This window comes from Microbacterium sp. Y355 (genome assembly GCF_059445345.1).
On sequence record NZ_JCAIUD010000001.1, the window covers coordinates 1,805,029 to 1,822,772 of the forward strand.

A 17,744-nucleotide genomic window follows, 5' to 3' on the forward strand; every position below is an offset into this window, starting at 1 on the left:
GGAGTGCGATCACTCTGCGATCTGCAGCACGTCGTCGATCAGCAGCTGCGTCGTCTCGACGCCGCCGTACACGATGTACCACGCGGTCGGGTTGAGGTAGACGATGTTGTCGTCCTGGAACGCGCTGGTCTGCTTCACGATGTCGTTGTCGAGCACCTCCGCCGCAGCGTTTCCTGCTTCGACCTCACCGGTCGCAGAGTCACGGTCGACGACCCACAGCGTGTCGGGGTTGTGCTCGAGAAGGAACTCGAAGGAGATCGGGTCGCCGTGCGTCGCTGCGGCGATGTCTTCGATCGCGGGCTCCACACCGAACACGTCGTAGATCAGACCACCGCGCACCGCTGCGCTGCCGCCCTCGGGCGGAGTCGGGGACATCGCCTTGAGCTCGCCACCGGAGACCATCATGGCCAGTCCGTTGCCTGCTTCCTTGGCCGCGGCCTTGGCCTCGTCGATGCCGTCGTTCAGATCGCTGAGCGCCTGCTCTGCCTCGGCTTCCGCACTCAGCAATTCACCGAAGAACGTGGTGTTGCGCTCTAGGGTCTCCAGGTACGTGCCGGCGATCCCGAGGTCGATGGTCGGCGCGATTTCGCTCAGCGCTTCGTAGAGACCGGAGGAGCGTCCGCCGATGATGATGAGGTCGGGCTGCTGCGCCTCGATCTCGATCAGGTCGGCCTCGAACAGCGTGCCTGCGTTGAATGCGTCATCCGCAAGGTTGTCCTGCAGGTACTCCGGCACCGAGTCGAGCGGAGCGCCTGCGACCTCGCCGCCCAACGCGCCGATGGTATCGACGCTGGCCATCTCAAATGCCACGATCTTCTCGGGGTTGCGGGGAACCTCGACGGTCGTCTCCTCGTACTCTGGGTCTTCATCTTCACCGGCGACGTTGCGGTCCCAGGCGAAGGTCAGGGTCTCCTGTTCCGCCGCAGTGGTGTCGGGTTCGGCCTCTGCCGTCGCTGATGCGCAGCCAGCGAGGGCCAGCGCGGAGACGAGAACGAAGGATGCTGCGGCGAGTGGACGTCGCGAAGACATAGAGGACTCCTCTGGAGTGTGCGGGGAAGGTGCGGAGAAAGGTAAGGCTTACCTCAGCTCGTCGTTATGTAGGCTAGCCTAACTTCATGACCGATCCGAAATCCGCCTTCTCGCTGGAGCGTCATCCACTCGATCTCCAGTTCCGCACCGTCGCGCTCACGGCGCGCGAGCAGCTCGCTCCGAATTTTGTGCGTGTACGCCTCGAGGGCGATGATCTTTTCGGCTTCGATTCTCTCGGTAGCGATGACCACATGCGGCTGTTCTTCCCTGAGGAGATGCCCGACTCCGTCGAGGAGATGCGAGCCGCACCCAGCCGCGAATACACACCATTGGTGTGGGGTGACAACTGGCTCGAGGTCGAGTTCGCCGTGCACGGCGACGAGGGTGTGGCGGCAGTATGGGCGGCGAGCGCTCCGATCGGCTCGAAGATCGGCGTCGGAGGACCGCGGGGATCTGCGGTGATCACCGGAACCCCCGGTTCGTGGCTCCTGGTGGGCGATGAGACGGCGATCCCTGCGATCCGTCGCTTCGCAGCACTGATCGGCGAACAGCCAGCACGCATCGTCATCGAAGTGCACGACGCCGAAGAAGAGCTCGACATCGAGGCACCGGTCGACGTCGAATGGCTGCACCGCGGCGATGCCCCGGCGGGTTCCGCGCTGATCATCCTTTTGGAGGGGCTCACCGAAGCGGATGCCGTGGGCAACGACCCGTTCGTCTTCATCGCCGCTGAGCAGGCCATCGTCAAGCCCGGTCGTGCGCTGCTGAAGCGCTGGGATATCGACTCATCGCGGGCAATCGTGAAGGGGTACTGGAAGCGCGGCGAAGCCGAGTACCACACCCCGCACTGACAGTGTCTCTGGCTGCCGTTAGGGTCGGATGCATGTCATCGTCTGACACTCTCGCGTCCCCGGTGGGCCTGCTTACTGTCGTGAGCGATGGCCAGGCGATCACGCGCCTGGCGTGGAGAACGACTCCCCTGCCGTCGACCGATCACCCACACGATCCGCTCCTCGCCGAAGCCCTGCGGCAGCTGCGCGCCTACTTCGACGGCCGGCTGACGACGTTCGACATTCCCTTCGATCTCGGCCAGCAGTCCGACACCACGCGCGCAGTCCTGACCGCGTTGGCAGAGACCGTCGAGCACGGGCAGTCAATTACCTATGGCGAGCTCGCGGCCAGGAGCGGCACGAGCATCCCTGCCCGCGGCGTCGGCGCCGTCATGGGTGCGAACCCTATCCCCATCATTGTTCCCTGCCATCGTGTGGTCGCCAGCGACGGCTTGGGCGGCTATTCCGGGGGTGACAGCGGCCAAGGGCTCGTGACAAAGCGCTGGCTACTGGAATTCGAAGGCGCCCTTCCGACCGCGCTGTTCTGAGCGTGCGATCGAGAAACGCGCTCGCAGGTCCTGCTCACGGAGCGGGCACTACCTCCGCCTCGTCCGCCGCACGGTCAGTGAACGCTTGCTTCGGCACGAACACCAGCAGCGCGGCCGCCACGAGTGCTGTCACACCGCAGACGACCCACACCGTCATGTAGCCCTGAAGCGATCCGGCCGTTCCTTCGGTCGCCCCGGCTGTCGTGGCGACCCCGTGCATCAGCGCGATGCCGAACACGCACGAGGCGATCGCCCCACCGAGCGTCTTCACCGAGTTGGTGAGACCAGTCGCGACGCCGGTCTGCGTTTCGGGAGCAGCGGAAGCCGCGGCCGCCGGGAGAGCGGCGACGAGCGCCCCGGAACCAATACCGACGATCACCATGTTCGTGATCACCTGCGCGTAGGCGTCGTGGAACGGCAGAAACAGCAGGAACCCGATGCCGACCAGCAGCGCCGCCCCGATGAGCGTGAGCCGGGGCGTGATCAGGCGGGCGATCCGCGAGTAGAGCAGTGCACCGGTGATCATGCCTACGAGGTAGATGCCGATGATCAGCGAGGTTGCGAACCCGGTGGTTCCGAGACCGTAGCCGTAGACATCCGGGTCAGTGCGCGCGAAGGTCGACAGCGGAGCTTGAGCGCCGAGCACACTCACACCGAACAGGCCGGCGGTGAGGAATACCGGGCCGAGCGCGGGCGAGCGGAACATGCGCACGTCGATCAGCGGATCGTCATGACGCAGCTCCCACAACGCGAACGGCACGATGAGCAGGATTCCGAGGACCACGACGGCCCACGACCACGGATTGACGAGGCCGCCCTCCAGACGCAGCAGGCTGAGGCCGCCGGTGAAGCAGATGAGAGCGATCGAGATGAGCACGAGTCCGACGGTGTCGAGCACGCCCCCGGTGGAGTCGGGCGACTCCTTCACACCGAACAGGATGACGAAGAAACACACCACAACGAGCAGCGCCGGAATCAGCAGCACGATCGTGAGCGGCAGCACATCTATCAGTGCACCACCGACGAGCGCGCCCGCAATGGCCCCAATCTCGAGCGCCGCGACGAGCAGTCCGGCAGCGCGAGCGGTGATGATCGAGCGCCCCTCCATCCGCCGCGACCGCGACCAGATCAGCGCGATCTCCAACGGTAACCAGACGACGTAGAAGCCCATGAGCGTCCACGCAACGAGGAACACCCAGAACGAGTCGGTAAACGGCAGCGCCAACGCGGCAGCGGCCGTGAGGGCGGTCGAGATCAACAGCATCCGCTTGTGGCCGACCATGTCGCCGAGCTTTGCGAACGCGGGCACCACGAGGGCCGACAGCATGAGCTGCGTGCCCTCGAACCAGTTGACATCTGCATCGTGGATCTGCAGGTGGCGAGCGATGTCGGAGAGCATCGGCGTGTAATAGCCCTGCAGCACGCCGCTGGTGAACTCGACGAACGCGAGGAATCCGACGACGGACGCAAGGGCGCCCAGTGTGGCAGTACGAGACATCTTCGTCCTCAATTCAGCAGTTCGAGCAGCGCTCGGTGGAAGATTTCGCCACGCTCCAGAGTGGCGATCTCGACACTCTCATCCACGCCATGGATCGATGCCCGTTGGGCATTCGACATCTCCAGCGGCGCGAAGCGGTAGACGGCCGGCGAATACCGGTGGAAGTGGCGCGAGTCGGTTGCGGCCATCATCACGTAGGGCACCGGCCGGACGCCGGGAAAAGCCTGTTCCAGCGCCTCGCCCAGCAACGCGAACTGGGCATTGTCGGTGGGCGATTCCGCCGAAGGCTCACTGCCCTCGAGCACATCGATCGAGACGAGCGGGTCGTTGATGCGCTTGCGCACGCGGACGACGGCGTCGTCGACCGTCTCGCCTAGCGCGATACGCAGATTGATGGTCGCGGATGCCTGCGATGGGATGACGTTGGCCGCTGTTCCTCCGGACTGCATGGTCGCGGCGACCGTTGTGCGCACCATCGCAGCTGGTTCCCCGCCGAGCGCCGCGAACACACGCGCTGTCAGGAAGGGCACGCCTGCCAGCACCTTCAGCAGCAGGCGCGATGGTCCGGATGCCTGTTCGGAGAACTGCGACACCATCCGCGAGATCGCCTTCGGCGTGCGAGGACGGAACGTTCTTGGATCGAGTCGGCTCACCGCACGGGCGATGCGACGAACTGCCGTGAGCGTCGGCGGCGCCGAGGCGTGACCACCGTCGCCACGAGTGCTGAGTTTCAGAGTGAGAACACCCTTCTCGCCGACACCGATCATCGCGGCACGGCCCTGTATGAACGACAGCGGCGCATCCACCACGGCACCGCCCTCATCGAGCACGAGCCACGGCACGATTCCTCGGTCCTTCAGGACACGGGCGATCTCCACGGCTGCGGCGCCGAAGGTCTCCTCGTTCCCGCCGAACGAGAGGTATACGTCGCGCGTGGGAACGAAGCCGGCAGCGAGCAGATTCTCCACGGCTTCGAGCACTACGATGAGCGGCCCCTTGTCGTCGAGTGCGCCACGTCCGTAGACGCGGCCATCGGCGATGGTGCCAGAGAACGGCGGATGCGTCCAGGAATCACTCTCATCGACCGGGACAACGTCGTAGTGCGCCATCAGCACGAGCGGGCCGTCGGGTGCCACAGTCCGACCCTTCCATTGGAACAGCAGCCCGAAATCGGTGTGACGCTCGAGTGTCAGCCGCTCACGGACGAGCGGGTACAGCTCTGCGATCAGCGCGACGAAGTCCTCGAACGGCCCGTTTCCGCGCTCTTCGAGCTCAGCGGACACCGTCGGCAGCTGGATCATCCGAGAGAGCCGGTCAGCGATGCCCGGCCGCGCTGTCACTGCAGTCATCGAGCCAGAATAGCCGCCCGCAGGAGCGAGCGCTGCGTACTCATGCCCCGAACCCGCGCGCGCCGAGAACCGCCCAGGAATATCATCGAACCGAAGGAGGACATCGCATGAAGATCGCAGTGGCAGGAGGTACGGGCGTCGTTGGTCGGCACACCGTAGACGCCGTGCAGGCCGCAGGAAACGAGGCGGTGGTGCTGAGCCGCTCGCACGGAGTGGATCTCATCACCGGCACGGGCCTGAGCTCTGCACTCGTCGGTGTCGACGCCGTCATCGACACCGCGAATGTGACGACGTTGAAAGCGGATGTTGCGATCGAGTTCTTCACGACCGCATCCGGAAATCTGGTGCGCGCGGCTGCTGATGCCGGAGTCGGTCATCTCGTGCTGGTGTCGATCGTCGGCATCGATCGGATGCCGCACGACTACTACGCTGGCAAGATCGCCCAGGAGAAGGTGTACGAGGAGTCGCCCGTGCCCTGGACAATCCTGCGTGCAACGCAGTTCCATGAGTTCGCCGCGCAGTTGTTCGCCCGCGCTAAGGCGGGGCCACTCCATCTCGCCCCGCGCGCCCGTGTACAGCCGATCGCAGCCCGCGAGGTGGGCGCGCGCCTTGCCGCCCTCGCCGCAGGGGCTCCTCAGGGACGCACCCGCGACGTCGCTGGCCCCCAAGAAGAGGCCCTCGACGCGATGATCAAGGCCTATGCGCGCGCCGAGGGACACCGCGGGTGGATCCCCTCGATCAACCTGCCCACGGCGCAGATGAAGGGGATGCGTGCGGGCTACGCCCTGCCAGGACCAGGAGCCGCGCTGGGCCGTCAGACATTCGCGGATTGGCTCACGGCGCGCTGAGCACGACCGCTGACTCGTACTGCGCAATTGTCCGCCCGGCGGACTTATCCACCGATTCCGCGTTGTGGGCGACCCACTTGGCAAGGTGGACCTTGTCGATGACAATGAAGGGGTGGACGCATTGAACGATGCACAGATATGGACGATGATCGGGGCCTTCATCGCCCTGATGTTCGGCATGCTCACTGTCGTCTCCACGCTTTTCATTCGCGTGGTTCGCACCGAGATCGGCGGCCTGCGAGGTGAACTCGGTGCCGAGATCGGCGGCCTGCGCGCAGAGATGAGCGCACGCTTCGACGCGGTGAACACTCGTCTCGACGCGATGAACGGCCGAATGGACGGACTCGACCGTGATGTGCAGGCGCTTGTGAAGCGCACCTTCGGACTCGACCGCGAGTGAACCTTCTCCGCAGCTGAGCCCGGAAGCGGCTGACCGGCGGAAGCGCGCGGGAGACGGGAGGACAATAGACGTGTGAGTCTTTTCGCCTTCGCCCCGTCCCATGGTCCTCGTTGGCAGCTGGGACTGCAGGCTGCGATCGGACTCACCATGCCGATCGTCGTGCTGACGCTGCTGGGGATGCCCACGCTCGGGTATATCGCGGCATCCGGTGCGTTCACCGTACTTTTCGCCGGTGCGTCCCCCGTGGTCGAGCGCGCCAGAGTGCTGCCGTTCGTCGGCATCGGGCTCACCCTGAGTGCCATGTCCGGCGCCCTTGCTGCGGCGGAGCCTTGGCTGGTCAGCGTTGGCGTCGTGGTCGTGGCGCTCGTCAGCGCGGGACTCGCGTTCGGATTCCGACTTGGCCCACCCGGCCCGCTGTTCTTCGTGCTGATGTTCGGGCTGTCGGCCCAGGTCGTCGCCCATGCTCAGATCACGCCACTCGACTACACCGCCGCCGTTGCTGGCGGTTGCCTGTTCGCCTATCTGGTTGCCGTGTCTCCGCTGCTCATCCCCCGAGTACGAGCCAGACGTGCGCGCCCTCTGAGCGAGTTGCTACCCGGCCCGGCGCTCGATGCCGATGCGAAGGTGCTGCTTCTGCGCGTGGCTATCGTGTCAGTGCTCGGGGTATTGATCGCTTCCTTCGTCGATCCTGGTCGCAGCTATTGGATCGTCGGAGCCGCCATCGCCGTGATCGGTTCAGCCGCCGCGCGCAAGGCTGCGTTCCAGCGCGGCCTGCACCGAATGCTGGGCACGGTGCTCGGCGTCGGCGTCTATGCATTGCTGGCGCTGCTGCATCCTTCGGGTCTCTGGATCGCGCTCCTGCTCGGGATCATGCAGTTCTCGGTCGAACTCGTGGTGGTTCGCCACTACGCCCTCGCGCTCATGATCATCACTCCGCTCGTACTACTGCTAACGGGCGCCGCCACCGGTCAGATCGGATCGATGGACATCGCCTTCGAGCGCATCATCGACACGGTGGTCGGTGCGGCGCTCGGCGCCATGTCCGGTGTCCTCCACGCGAAGCCGCGGCCAGCGAGCGCATCCACCGACGTCACCCGGTGACCTGGCGTTCCGGAGTAAAGAGCGCTCAGCGCATGCCGAGCTGAGACTCCATCACCGTGGCCGCGGCACCGAGCAGAACCAGATCGGGATCGTTTGCGCCGACTTCGATATCCAAGCCCTCGATGATCGCGGGGCGTAGCCGTGAGTGGATGCCGCTGACAACACCATCCGCGAACGGGCCTTCGACGAGCGATGCCGGCCCCACCACCACGATCACATTGATATTCAGCATGATCACGATGGGAGCGAGCACCTCGCCCAGAATGCGCCCGGACGGTTCGAGGATTCCCTCGCCCTCTGCCTCGAGCCGTCGGGCCAGGTGCTGAGCGCCAACGATCATGTCGAGGCATCCGCGTCGTCCACACGGGCACATCTCGCTGTCGGCGGCGACGGTGAGATGCGCGATCTCCCCCGCCGCGAACTGCTCGCCGAGCACGGGCTCGCCACCCTCGAGCACCGCAGCACCCACACCGTTGTCGAGCGCGACGACGATCGCGTCGCGTCCTGAGCGGTTGCGGAAGCGGCTGAGCCCGAGCGCCAGCAGATTGACGTCGTTGCCGACGACGGTGGGGATGCCGGTGCGTTCCTGCAACACGTCGGCGAGCGGCACATCGCGCCAGCGCAGCCGATCGGCGACATGCACCTGACCGCGATCGTCCACGAGCCCAGGCGACGCCACCCCGATTCCGACGACCTGCGCCGTCGCTCGGTCGATCAGCAGAGCCGCGAGATCCGCAGCGTGCTCCAGCGCGGCGTCACCGCTGGCATCGCCGATGTTGACCTGCACTCGGTCGACCACAGTGCCGTCCAAGTCGACCAGCGCACCGATGAACATGTCGTCGTGTGTGAGATCGAGCACGATCGAGACGTTACCGGCGGCATCGATCGCCACGCGCGATGCGGGCTTGCCCACCTTGGCCCGCGCGATCACACCCAGATCTTGCACCGTGCCGGCATCCACCAGCGTTGAGACAAGTCCGCCGACGGTCGGCAGCGACAGGCCGCTGAGACGAGCAAGCTCGGGCCTGGTCTGCGGTCCGTTCGCGTAGAGCAGACGGCGGATGACCGACAGGTTGTGCTGCCTGGTGACGTGGATCGCGGGCCCGCCGGGAGACTGCGGCTCACGTCGCAGCGCGCGCAACTCCGTCGGGGTCAGCGCCAGAATGCCGGTTGCCCGGCGAGGCGGCTCGCCCTGTCGTGCCATGTCATCCTTCTCTCGCACGTTCACCGTACGATCGCGGACGTCAGCGCGTCGATCTCCTGCTGCCGGTCCGTTTGGTTCTGGATGCGTCCGCTCACTCCGGGACGCTCCTGCCACGGTAGCGGCCCAGAGGTGCGCCGGTATTCCACGCCACGCTCATCGAGACGCCGCAAGTGCGTGTCGAGGCGCGCGGCGAATTCGTCGAAGTCGCCTCCGGGGCCGCTCCACAGCACCTCGGCCAGTGCACACGCGCGGGGCCACAGCATGTAATCGCGCACTCGCGCATCTTCCATGTGCTCAGCCCACAGGTTCGCCTGCGCACCGCGCAGGAACGACGCCTGTTCGGGTGTTGCCCATGCCGGTACCGGCACGAAGTCGTAGACCGCCCGGAGCCCGACGACCACACCGACGGGAATCGGCTCGCGGGGATCCTCGGATTGGCGGTAGTCGAAGTACAGCTGATTGTCGGGGCAGGCGATGACCGGAATGCCGCGGCGCAGGGCCTCACCGATCCCGGCATCCCCTCGCCATCCGAGCACCGTGACATCGGAGGTGACCTCGTGCTCGAGCACCTCATCCCAGGCCAGCATCCGCCGCCCCTTCTGCTGGATGTGCGTGCGCAACTGCTCGAGGAACCAGAACTGCAACTCCCGCGGACCAGTCAGGCCACGTTCACGCGCCAACTGCTGCGAGCGCGGGTCGGCTTCCCAAGGCCCCGCAGGCACCTCGTCGCCACCGAGACCGATGTCGATGGAGGGGAACAGTTCGAGCACCTCGTCGAGAACTGTACGGAAGAAGTCGACGGTGGTGTTCTCGGCATTGAGCGGGTACGGGCTGACGCCCCAGCGTGGGTAGACCTCGACCCCCTGCAGCGCACCGCCCGGGCCAGGAACGCCCAGTTCGGGATACGCCGAGATGGCGGCCTGTGAGTGTCCAGGCAGATCGATTTCGGGAACAACCTCGACCCCACGGCCTGCGGCATACGCGACGATCTCGCGAATGTCATCCTGCGTGTAGAAGCCACCGTGCGGACGCGTGACTTCAGGAGCGGTCGCGTCGTCGGCGCCTACCTGCGTGCGGTCACGCCAGGAGGCCACTTCGGTCAGACGAGGGAAGGCGCGGATCTCGACCCGCCAACCCTGATCATCAGTGAGGTGGAAATGCAGACGGTTGAACTTGTGCATCGCGAGCAGATCGACGATGCGCAGCACCTCGCGCACTGGCATGAAGTGCCGCGCCACGTCAATCATGACTCCGCGCCATTCGAATGCTGGCTCATCTTCGATGCGGCAGGCCGGGATCTCGATGGTACGAGGCAGAGCAGATGCCGCCCGCCAGATTCCTTCTCCCATGAGCTGCAACAGGGTCGCGACCGCGTAGCGGAAGCCGGTGGCATCCGCCGCGGTGATCGTGATGATGAGCGTCGTCACCTCGATCGAATACGCTTCAGACGCCAGCGCAGCATCCTCCACGAAGTGGATGCCGGCACCATCGCTCTTTGAGTTGTCCACGCGGATGCGAGCACCGGCCCACAGTCGTTCGGTGAGGACAGCGACAGCGTCCGTGGCACCCGGAATCTGCACGACCGCAACGGATTCTGCAATGACGAATTCACCGATTGCCGTCTCGAACAGGCGAGGACGAGGGATGAGAGTGTGCGCGAGCATCAGCCCTTCACCGCCCCTGCCGTCATTCCGGTCACGAGCTTGCGCTGCAAGAACACGAAGAACACCACCACGGGTAGAGAGAAGAGAACGGATGCCGCCATCTGACCGCTGACGTCAGTGCCGGTGATCGGCGAGCTGAACGAGGCGAGCCAGACGGGAAGCGTGTACATCGTCTGGTCCTTCATGAACGTGTAGGCGATGAGGTAGTCGTTCCACGCGTTCATGAACGTGAACACGCTGGTCGCGAGTACGCCTGGCAGCACGAGCGGGAACAGGATGCGGGTGAGCACCTGCCACGTGCTGGCTCCGTCGAGCTGCGCGGCTTCTTCGAGCTCTGCGGGCAACGCCAGGAAGAAGCTGCGCATCATCCAGATCGAGAACGGCAGGGTCGCCGAAACGTAAGCGAGGATCAGACCGAAATAGGTACCAAGCAGGCCCGTCTCATTGAAGACGAGGTACTGCGGGATGAGGGTCGCACCGCCGGGGATCATCTGGATCAGCAAGATGATCACGAGGATCGAACGACGCCCGCTGAAGCGGAAGCGCGAGAGCGCGGCAGCCGCGAACAGACCGGTGAGGATCGCGAATATCACGGCACCGGTGACGACGATCAGAGAGCTCCTGAGGTTGTCGAAGAATCCGGCCTGGAAGATCGCGGTGTAGAAGTTATCGAGCGTCGGGTTCATCGGAATGAACTGCGGCGTCGACTGCAGTGCGTCACGACGTGGGGTGAACGCTGTCTTGACCATCCAGTAGATCGGGAAGGCCCAGAGCACGCAGAAGACAAGCGCAACGATGTTGGCGGTCGGCGATGGAGTGCCGAGCTTGCGGCCGCGGCGCTTCTTGGCGAGAGCCTTGGTCGTGGCGGTGGGAGGCGTGGTGACGGAAGTCGTGGTGGTGGGAGTCATGATGCTCATAGGTTGTCCTCCCCCGAGCGGATGAGATGGCGGATATAGACGCTGGTCAGCGCGGCAAGCAGCAGGGCGGTGATGAGCGCGAGGGCCGCACCGGTACCGAGATCGAGGCCGACGAATGCCGTGATGTAGGTGAAGACACCGAGCGTCGAGGTCGAACCGTCCGGGCCGCCCTTGGAGACGAGCCAGATCTGGTTGAAGACGTTGAAGTCCCAGATGACGGAGAGGATCGTGATGAGCAGGATTGTGGGCTTGAGGAACGGCAGCGTCACGTTGAAGTAGATGCTCCGTTCGGATGCTCCGTCCAGACGCGCGGCCTCGACGTACTCGGCACCGACCTGGGTTTCAGCCGCGTAGACGGTGAGGGCGATGAACGGCACCGCGCCCCAGACCACGAGCATCCAGATGGAGGTGAATGCGAGTGCGGTGTTGGAGCCCCAGTCGGTGGCGGTCATGTCGCCGAACACACGCAGCTGGGTAAGGATCCAGTTGATCACGCCGTAGCCGGGCTGGAACATCCAGTTCCAGACGAGGGATGCCGCGACGTTCGGCATGGCCCACGCGAAGACGAGCACGATCGTGACGACCGTGCGCATCTTCGATCCGAGCCGGGTCAGCAGGTGCGCGATGGCGACGCCGATGACGAGGCTGCCGATGACAAGCGAGGCGGTGAACCAGAGCGTGCGGAAGAACGATCCCCAGAAGGCGCCGTCGACGAGGATATCGGCGAAGTTCTGAAGGCCGACCATCTCGTAGGCACCGGTGAACAGCGAGCGCTTGTCGTAGTCGGTGAAGGCCATCCACACCATCACCCCGAGCGGGATGAATGTCACGGCAGTGAGGAGGAGGCCCGCCGGCGTCAGCAGCAGGAACGCTGGGAGTCGGCGGTCGGCGAAAGCGCGCGCCGAGCGGGGGTTCTTGGTCACTTCATTCTCCAGGTCGGCGGGAAGGAAAGGGCGGGCACCTGTGCGGTACCCGCCCTTCGAGATCACTTCAGGTACGCGTCAGCCTTGGTGTTGTAGGTGGCCGCAGCCTCCTCCGGGGTGGCGGTGCCGGCAGCGACGGTAGAGAACAGTTCCTGCAGCAGGCGTGCACCCTCGACCTCGGTCCAACCGGGGGAAGCCGGGGTGGCACGGGAGTTGAGCGCGGCAGCGAAGAAGCCGACCTTGGTGTCTGGCAGGTCGGCGGCGACCTTCTCACCGATCTCGACGGAGTTGGGCATCAGACCCTGTTCCCCGAAGACGTAGTCGACCTGAATGTCGTCGCTGGTGGCGATCTGAGCCCAGACGAGCGCGAGGTCGGGGTTCTGGCTCTTCGCCGCGATGCCCCAGACCGAGCCGCCAAGCATGACCGGCTGAGTGTCTTCGACCTGGCCAGGCAGGGCAAACGTGCCGAGGTCGTCCTCGGTCAGGTCGGGGTTGGCGCCGAGGATGGCGTTGATCGAGCCGTTGGTGGCGATGATCGCGCCGGCCTTGCCGTCAGCGAAGATCTGCTCCTGCTCGGGGTTGTCAGCGTCGACGGTTCGCGAAGAGGCGACCGAGTAGGTGTTCTGGAATTCCTTCCAGGCCTCGATGCCCTTGATGGCCTCGTCCGAATCAGCAGTGGAGGTCCACTCGCCATCCTCGGAGACGGCGACCTCGCCACCGTTTTCCCAGAGGAACTGCAGGCCGACGTAGAAGTGCTGGCCGGGGACGTACATCGGCGAGAAGTCTGCTGCCGTGTTGGCTGCGGCCAACGTGTCGAGGTCAGCGGTCAGCTCCTCCCACGTGGTCGGAGCCTCGGTGATGCCGGCCTCAGCCCACAGCACCTTGTTGTAGATCACGGCGCGATTGCCGGCGAAGCCGGGGATGCCGTAGAGGACGCCGTCGATGGTGGCCGGGTCTTCGAGACCACCGAGCCAGGTGTTGCCCTGCTGCAGGTCTTCCTTGTACGCGGTGATGTCGAGCAGTGCGCCGTTGGCCGCGTAGCCGGCGACCTGGGTGTTTCCGATGTCGACGATGTCCGGCGGGGTGGAGGTGCCGAGCGCAGTGCTGAGCTTGGTGGCGATGCCCTCCCACTGCTGGACCTGCACGTCGACCTCAGCGCCGGTGCGCTCGGTGAACTCGGCCTTCATCGCCTCAAGCGTGGAATCGCTGTAGTCGTCCTGCATGATCCAGACGGTCAGCTTCTCGCCTGCCGCGTCGATGGTCTCGGGGATGCCGTCCGGGAGCTCGCCGCCAGCAGCACCGCTGCCGCTCGAACCACACCCGGCCAATGCCAGGGCCGCTACTCCGGCAGTGGCGAACGCCGCCACTCGCATGATCTTTCGCATCTGAACTCCTCTGTGAGCCTCTAGGTAGACCATCGCGAGCAGACCCGGATGGATTAATTAATAATCCACACTTATTAATTAAACCGCAACCCCTCCGACGGAATTTGTTTACCCGAGTGCGCGTTGGGGCGGAGTAGGGAGGTTGCTCTATGGAGTTGACACTGGTCACGTCGGCGTTCTGCGGCGCATGCTCACGCACGCGTGCGGTACTCGCTGACGCGGCACGGTTCCTCCCGGACGCGACGATCACCGAGATCGATGTGGCTCAGGATCCGGATGCCGCCGAGGCCCTGGACATCCGTTTCACCCCCACCGTGATCGTGAGAAATGCCGCGGGCGTTCAGGTGTTCCGCGCCGAAGGCGTTCCGACGGTGCCACAGGTACTGGCCGCGGCCGTGAAGGCACTGCCAGCGGAGTAGGAGCAAGCGCTGCTACCCCACCAGCGCCATTGTCGTCGGGTCGCGGTCGACGAGCTCACCGGCCGTTCGCACGATCACCCGCCGCATCGCCGCCGCCGCGCGGGTGGGATTGACGTCAGAGCGGTGGGCGAGGCCGATCGTACGGGCAAGACGCGGGTCACGCAGGCGCGCGGACCGCAGCGTCGGCCGGTCGAGCAGCACCATCGCCGGAACGACCGCGACGCCGAGTCCTCGCTCGACGAACCGCAGCACGGCATCCATCTCGGCCCCCTCGACGACCGGCGTTGGCGCCAGGCCGGCCGCGCGAAAGGCGGCATCCGTCGTCGCACGCAGGTCGTAGCTCTCCGCGAAGAATACGAGCGGCAGACGTGCGAGATCGGCAAGATCGATGCCCTCGTCGGTGGCGACTGGCGGGTGCGCCGCCGATGAAACGACCACCAGTTCCTCAGTCAGCAAGGGCGTGCGCACCAGCGCAGATCCCGTCACCGGAAGCGCATCCGAAAACGTGATGAGCGCCATGTCGACGGCACCAGCGGAGAGCTGCTCGATCAGTACGTTCGAGCCGGCCTCGGTGAGCAGCAGCTCCACACCGGGATGCGCGACATGGAACGCACCCATCGCCTCTGCGACGAGGCTGATACACAGGGTCGGCGTGGCACCGAGACGCACACGCCCTCGCTGGAGACCCGCGAGCTCTGCCATCTCGGAACGAATGGCATCGGCATCTGCCAGCATGCGCCGCGCACGCGGCAGAAGCGTCTGCCCCGCGTCAGTGAGCGAGATGTTCCCGCGAGCGCGATGAAACAATTCGGCGCCCAACTCTTGCTCCAACGTTGAGATCTGGCGACTAAGCGAAGGCTGGGCAAGATGCAGATTCTCGGATGCACGCGTGAAGTGTCCGATGTCGGCGATCTCGACGAAACCTCGCAGCTGCTCCAGGTTCATGCTCAAAGTCTATCGACACGAGATAAACAATGCATTGGAGTTATCGGGCGCGCGTTCTTAGCGTGGAAGCATGAGCACACGCGAACGACAGATCTCCACCACCGTCCTGGTTATCGGCACCGGTGGTTCCGGGCTGCGCGCAGCCATCGAGGTCGCTGAACGCGGCGTCGACGTGCTGGCCGTGGGTAAACGCCACCGCGATGACGCACACACCTCTCTTGCCGCGGGTGGTATCAACGCCGCTCTCGGGACGATGGATGCCGACGACAGTTGGCAACAGCACGCCGCCGACACGATCAAGGAGAGCTATCTCCTCGCCAATCCGCACACGGTCGAGGTAGTCACGCAGGGCGCGGAGCGCGGCATCCGTGATCTGGAGCGCTGGGGCATGGACTTCGCACGTGAAGATGACGGCCGCATCTCGCAGCGTTTCTTCGGGGCTCACACATTCCGCCGCACCGCATTCGCCGGTGACTACACGGGGCTGGAGATCCAGCGCACGCTGGTGCGCCGAGCCGAGCAGCTCGATGTGCCGATCCTCGACGGCGTCTACATCACGCGCATTCTCGTCAAGGACAACGTCGTCTTCGGCGCGTACGGCTTCGATCAGTCCGACGGCACGCGTTATCTGATCCATGCGGATGCGGTGATCCTCGCGGCCGGCGGACACACCCGCATCTGGCGGCGCACCTCGTCTCGTCGCGATGAGAACACCGGCGACGCGTTCCGGCTCGCCGTCGACGCCGGGGCGCGACTGCGCGACCCCGAGCTCGTGCAGTTCCACCCCTCCGGCATCATCGAGCCGGAGAACGCCGCTGGCACCCTGATCTCTGAGGCCGCCCGCGGTGAAGGCGGCATCCTCCGCAACGCACTCGGCGAGCGCTTCATGTCGAAATACGACCCGGAGCGGATGGAGCTTTCCACCCGCGACCGCGTCGCACTGGCCGCCTACACCGAGATCGCGGAGGGTCGCGGCACTGAGAACGGCGGCGTCTGGCTCGACGTATCTCATCTGCCTCGCGAGACGATCATGACCCGTCTCCCCCGCGTCTACCAGACGATGATGGAGCTGCAGATGCTCGATATCACCACGGACCCGATCGAGATCGCCCCGACCGCGCACTATTCAATGGGTGGCGTCTGGGTGCGTCCGGAAGACCATGGCACCGACGTCGACGGGCTCTACGCGATCGGCGAGGCCTCCAGCGGGCTGCACGGCGCAAACCGGCTCGGCGGCAACTCCCTGATCGAGCTGCTGGTGTACGGGCGCCTGGTCGGGCAGGCCGCGATCGCACACGCCGAGGGCTTGGACGCTCAGCACCGCTCAGCAGAGGCGGTGGCCGAGGCACGCGCGGAGATCGATGACCTGCTCGCCGCCGATGGCCGAGAGAACGTGCGCGCGCTGCAGCGCGGCATCCGCAACACAATGACCGAGCACGCCGGTGTGGTGCGTTCCGAAGAGGGGCTGTTGGCTGGGCTTGCCGAGCTGGACCAGATCGAAGCTCGGATGCAGGATGTCGGTATCCACCCCGACATCGCCGGTTTTCAGGATCTCGCGCACGCCTTCGACCTCAAGGGTTCGGCGCTGGCCGCACGGGCAACTCTCGAAGCAGCGCTGGAGAGGCGCGAGACCCGCGGATGCCACAACCGCAGCGACTTCCCGGATACGGATCCGGCGCTGCAGGTGAACCTCGTGTGGTCACCGACCACTGGTGTGACGCGTGAGGAGATCCCACCCGCGCCCGCCGAGATCCTGGCGCTCATCCGCGAGGTCTCCTCCGAGGGCAAGCTCGTGGAGTGAGCCGACCCGCGCTCCTTAGCGGGAAGCATTTCCCGGGTACAGCGGCGCAGGAGCTCAGCCCAGCTGAGCGAGAGTCAGCCCCCAGAAATAAAGCACACCCGGCCAGAGCGTGATGAACAGTACGATCGCGGAAACGAGGAAGCCGATCAGGCTGAAGGTCGTCCCCCGCAGATTTGGATCGGCCTGCAGCGCACGCCGCGCCTGAAGACTTGTGGAGATACCGGCAAGCGCGCACGGGATGGCGACAAACCAGAGGCCCATCACCGTCGTCACCACTGCCGCGACAGCGAGCATCGGGCTGGCGATCGCGGCCCCAGCCATCGGGCGCGCTCGCGTCGGCTCCAGTGCCACAGCGTCTCCGATCACGGGTCAAGTTCTTGGAACGGTATCAGGCTCCCGTCCGGCCGCCTCAGCTCGAGAGGACTGAGAGGATATTGCCGGCAGGGTCCTTGAACCAGGTGATGTCGGGGCCACGGCCTGCGGCCTTGCCGCGCGCGATCCCCTTCTCATCCTGCCCTGAGCCCTCATACCGCTCCATCGTCACGCCTTTGGCGACAAGCTCGTCGACGACCGCGTCGATGTCCTCGACCGGGAAGTTGAGAATCGTGAACGTCGCTGGCTGGTGATTATCCTTCGGGTAGATGAGCACGGCGCCGCCCTTGGGCAGTTGAACCGCGATCAGGCCACCGCCCTGTTCGACGACGACGAGGCCGAGAACCCCCTCGTAGAAGTCGCGTGAGGCGGCGACGTCGTTGGACGACATACCGCTGAAGGCATCGGAGTTCTCGAACATCGCTCTGCTCCCTGTGTGTGTCACGGTCAGTATCCGCGCGTGGCTTCAAGACTTTCACTGCGCCGAAGGTCTGTCCACAGGTATACGCAC

At 65.2% G+C, this 17,744-nt stretch carries 18 protein-coding genes; 7 read left to right on the forward strand and 11 right to left on the reverse strand.

Going from position 1 to position 17,744, the window contains the following annotated elements:
• Positions 1-9: 9 nt before the first annotated feature.
• A complete protein-coding gene (locus AC1C2O_RS08700; RefSeq protein ID WP_495430033.1) occupies positions 10-1,029 on the reverse strand; it encodes a siderophore ABC transporter substrate-binding protein in 1,020 nt (339 codons plus the stop codon).
• A gap of 86 nt (positions 1,030-1,115) precedes the next feature.
• Here AC1C2O_RS08700 and AC1C2O_RS08705 point away from each other — a divergent pair, with 86 nt between their 5' ends.
• Positions 1,116-1,880 (forward strand): siderophore-interacting protein, encoded by a 765-nt coding sequence (locus AC1C2O_RS08705; RefSeq protein ID WP_495430034.1) that lies wholly within the window; start codon positions 1,116-1,118, stop codon positions 1,878-1,880.
• Between the two features lie 32 nt (positions 1,881-1,912).
• Positions 1,913-2,407 (forward strand): methylated-DNA--[protein]-cysteine S-methyltransferase, encoded by a 495-nt coding sequence (locus tag AC1C2O_RS08710; RefSeq protein WP_495430035.1) that lies wholly within the window; start codon positions 1,913-1,915, stop codon positions 2,405-2,407.
• A 34-nt stretch (positions 2,408-2,441) separates the two neighbouring features.
• Here the strand turns inward: AC1C2O_RS08710 and AC1C2O_RS08715 are convergent, their stop codons facing one another.
• Positions 2,442-3,905, reverse strand: coding sequence for an MFS transporter (locus tag AC1C2O_RS08715; RefSeq protein ID WP_495430036.1), 1,464 nt, complete (start codon positions 3,903-3,905; stop codon positions 2,442-2,444).
• A gap of 8 nt (positions 3,906-3,913) precedes the next feature.
• Positions 3,914-5,254, reverse strand: coding sequence for a M20/M25/M40 family metallo-hydrolase (locus AC1C2O_RS08720; protein ID WP_495430037.1), 1,341 nt, complete (start codon positions 5,252-5,254; stop codon positions 3,914-3,916).
• Positions 5,255-5,361: 107 nt separating this feature from the next.
• Here AC1C2O_RS08720 and AC1C2O_RS08725 point away from each other — a divergent pair, with 107 nt between their 5' ends.
• The 3 genes from AC1C2O_RS08725 (at position 5,362) to AC1C2O_RS08735 (ending at position 7,603) form a co-directional block, all read left to right on the forward strand.
• Positions 5,362-6,102: an SDR family oxidoreductase gene (locus tag AC1C2O_RS08725; protein ID WP_495430038.1), complete on the forward strand. Its 741-nt coding sequence runs from the start codon at positions 5,362-5,364 to the stop codon at positions 6,100-6,102.
• A gap of 112 nt (positions 6,103-6,214) precedes the next feature.
• Positions 6,215-6,502, forward strand: a complete 288-nt coding sequence (locus AC1C2O_RS08730) for a hypothetical protein (protein ID WP_495430039.1) — start codon at positions 6,215-6,217, stop codon at positions 6,500-6,502.
• A 72-nt stretch (positions 6,503-6,574) separates the two neighbouring features.
• Entirely contained in the window at positions 6,575-7,603 is a 1,029-nt protein-coding gene (locus AC1C2O_RS08735) for an FUSC family protein (protein WP_495430040.1), read from the forward strand.
• Positions 7,604-7,628: 25 nt separating this feature from the next.
• On the opposite strand, the gene AC1C2O_RS08740 is transcribed toward AC1C2O_RS08735, so the two are convergent.
• The 5 genes from AC1C2O_RS08740 to AC1C2O_RS08760 form a co-directional block, all read right to left on the reverse strand.
• Positions 7,629-8,807 carry an ROK family protein gene (locus tag AC1C2O_RS08740; RefSeq protein ID WP_495430041.1) on the reverse strand — a complete coding sequence of 393 codons (1,179 nt, stop codon included), beginning with the start codon at positions 8,805-8,807 and terminating at the stop codon, positions 7,629-7,631.
• Between the two features lie 20 nt (positions 8,808-8,827).
• Entirely contained in the window at positions 8,828-10,471 is a 1,644-nt protein-coding gene (locus AC1C2O_RS08745; protein WP_495430042.1) for a beta-N-acetylhexosaminidase, read from the reverse strand.
• Positions 10,471-11,388, reverse strand: coding sequence for a carbohydrate ABC transporter permease (locus AC1C2O_RS08750; protein ID WP_495430043.1), 918 nt, complete (start codon positions 11,386-11,388; stop codon positions 10,471-10,473). The genes AC1C2O_RS08745 and AC1C2O_RS08750 overlap by 1 nt, the downstream gene beginning before the upstream one ends.
• Positions 11,385-12,311: a carbohydrate ABC transporter permease gene (locus tag AC1C2O_RS08755; RefSeq protein ID WP_495430044.1), complete on the reverse strand. Its 927-nt coding sequence runs from the start codon at positions 12,309-12,311 to the stop codon at positions 11,385-11,387. The genes AC1C2O_RS08750 and AC1C2O_RS08755 overlap by 4 nt, the downstream gene beginning before the upstream one ends.
• A 62-nt stretch (positions 12,312-12,373) precedes the next feature.
• Complete coding sequence (locus AC1C2O_RS08760) at positions 12,374-13,696, reverse strand: extracellular solute-binding protein (RefSeq protein WP_495430045.1); 1,323 nt, start codon at positions 13,694-13,696, stop codon at positions 12,374-12,376.
• Positions 13,697-13,845: 149 nt separating this feature from the next.
• Here AC1C2O_RS08760 and AC1C2O_RS08765 point away from each other — a divergent pair, with 149 nt between their 5' ends.
• On the forward strand, positions 13,846-14,115 hold the full coding sequence (locus AC1C2O_RS08765; protein ID WP_495430046.1) for a glutaredoxin domain-containing protein: 270 nt from the start codon (positions 13,846-13,848) through the stop codon (positions 14,113-14,115).
• A 12-nt stretch (positions 14,116-14,127) separates the two neighbouring features.
• Here AC1C2O_RS08765 and AC1C2O_RS08770 read toward each other — a convergent pair whose 3' ends face one another.
• A complete protein-coding gene (locus AC1C2O_RS08770; RefSeq protein WP_495430047.1) occupies positions 14,128-15,060 on the reverse strand; it encodes a LysR family transcriptional regulator in 933 nt (310 codons plus the stop codon).
• A gap of 70 nt (positions 15,061-15,130) precedes the next feature.
• Here AC1C2O_RS08770 and AC1C2O_RS08775 point away from each other — a divergent pair, with 70 nt between their 5' ends.
• The gene (locus AC1C2O_RS08775) at positions 15,131-16,861 is read left to right on the forward strand and encodes an L-aspartate oxidase (RefSeq protein WP_495430048.1); all 1,731 of its coding nucleotides are present in this window, start codon (positions 15,131-15,133) and stop codon (positions 16,859-16,861) included.
• A gap of 54 nt (positions 16,862-16,915) precedes the next feature.
• Here the strand turns inward: AC1C2O_RS08775 and AC1C2O_RS08780 are convergent, their stop codons facing one another.
• Positions 16,916-17,227 (reverse strand): hypothetical protein, encoded by a 312-nt coding sequence (locus AC1C2O_RS08780; protein ID WP_495430049.1) that lies wholly within the window; start codon positions 17,225-17,227, stop codon positions 16,916-16,918.
• A 43-nt stretch (positions 17,228-17,270) separates the two neighbouring features.
• On the reverse strand, positions 17,271-17,654 hold the full coding sequence (locus tag AC1C2O_RS08785) for a VOC family protein (protein ID WP_495430050.1): 384 nt from the start codon (positions 17,652-17,654) through the stop codon (positions 17,271-17,273).
• Positions 17,655-17,744 lie beyond the last annotated feature (90 nt).

Coding starts and splice junctions, on each gene's coding strand:
- AC1C2O_RS08720 (WP_495430037.1), bottom strand. CDS start 5,254: ATGACTGCAGTGACAGCGCGGCCGGGCATCGCTGACCGGCTCTCTCGG.
- AC1C2O_RS08745 (WP_495430042.1), bottom strand. CDS start 10,471: ATGCTCGCGCACACTCTCATCCCTCGTCCTCGCCTGTTCGAGACGGCA.
- AC1C2O_RS08770 (WP_495430047.1), bottom strand. CDS start 15,060: ATGAACCTGGAGCAGCTGCGAGGTTTCGTCGAGATCGCCGACATCGGA.
- AC1C2O_RS08760 (WP_495430045.1), bottom strand. CDS start 13,696: ATGCGAAAGATCATGCGAGTGGCGGCGTTCGCCACTGCCGGAGTAGCG.
- AC1C2O_RS08765 (WP_495430046.1), top strand. CDS start 13,846: ATGGAGTTGACACTGGTCACGTCGGCGTTCTGCGGCGCATGCTCACGC.
- AC1C2O_RS08750 (WP_495430043.1), bottom strand. CDS start 11,388: ATGAGCATCATGACTCCCACCACCACGACTTCCGTCACCACGCCTCCC.
- AC1C2O_RS08705 (WP_495430034.1), top strand. CDS start 1,116: ATGACCGATCCGAAATCCGCCTTCTCGCTGGAGCGTCATCCACTCGAT.
- AC1C2O_RS08700 (WP_495430033.1), bottom strand. CDS start 1,029: ATGTCTTCGCGACGTCCACTCGCCGCAGCATCCTTCGTTCTCGTCTCC.
- AC1C2O_RS08725 (WP_495430038.1), top strand. CDS start 5,362: ATGAAGATCGCAGTGGCAGGAGGTACGGGCGTCGTTGGTCGGCACACC.
- AC1C2O_RS08785 (WP_495430050.1), bottom strand. CDS start 17,654: ATGTTCGAGAACTCCGATGCCTTCAGCGGTATGTCGTCCAACGACGTC.
- AC1C2O_RS08740 (WP_495430041.1), bottom strand. CDS start 8,807: ATGGCACGACAGGGCGAGCCGCCTCGCCGGGCAACCGGCATTCTGGCG.
- AC1C2O_RS08710 (WP_495430035.1), top strand. CDS start 1,913: ATGTCATCGTCTGACACTCTCGCGTCCCCGGTGGGCCTGCTTACTGTC.
- AC1C2O_RS08715 (WP_495430036.1), bottom strand. CDS start 3,905: ATGTCTCGTACTGCCACACTGGGCGCCCTTGCGTCCGTCGTCGGATTC.
- AC1C2O_RS08775 (WP_495430048.1), top strand. CDS start 15,131: ATGAGCACACGCGAACGACAGATCTCCACCACCGTCCTGGTTATCGGC.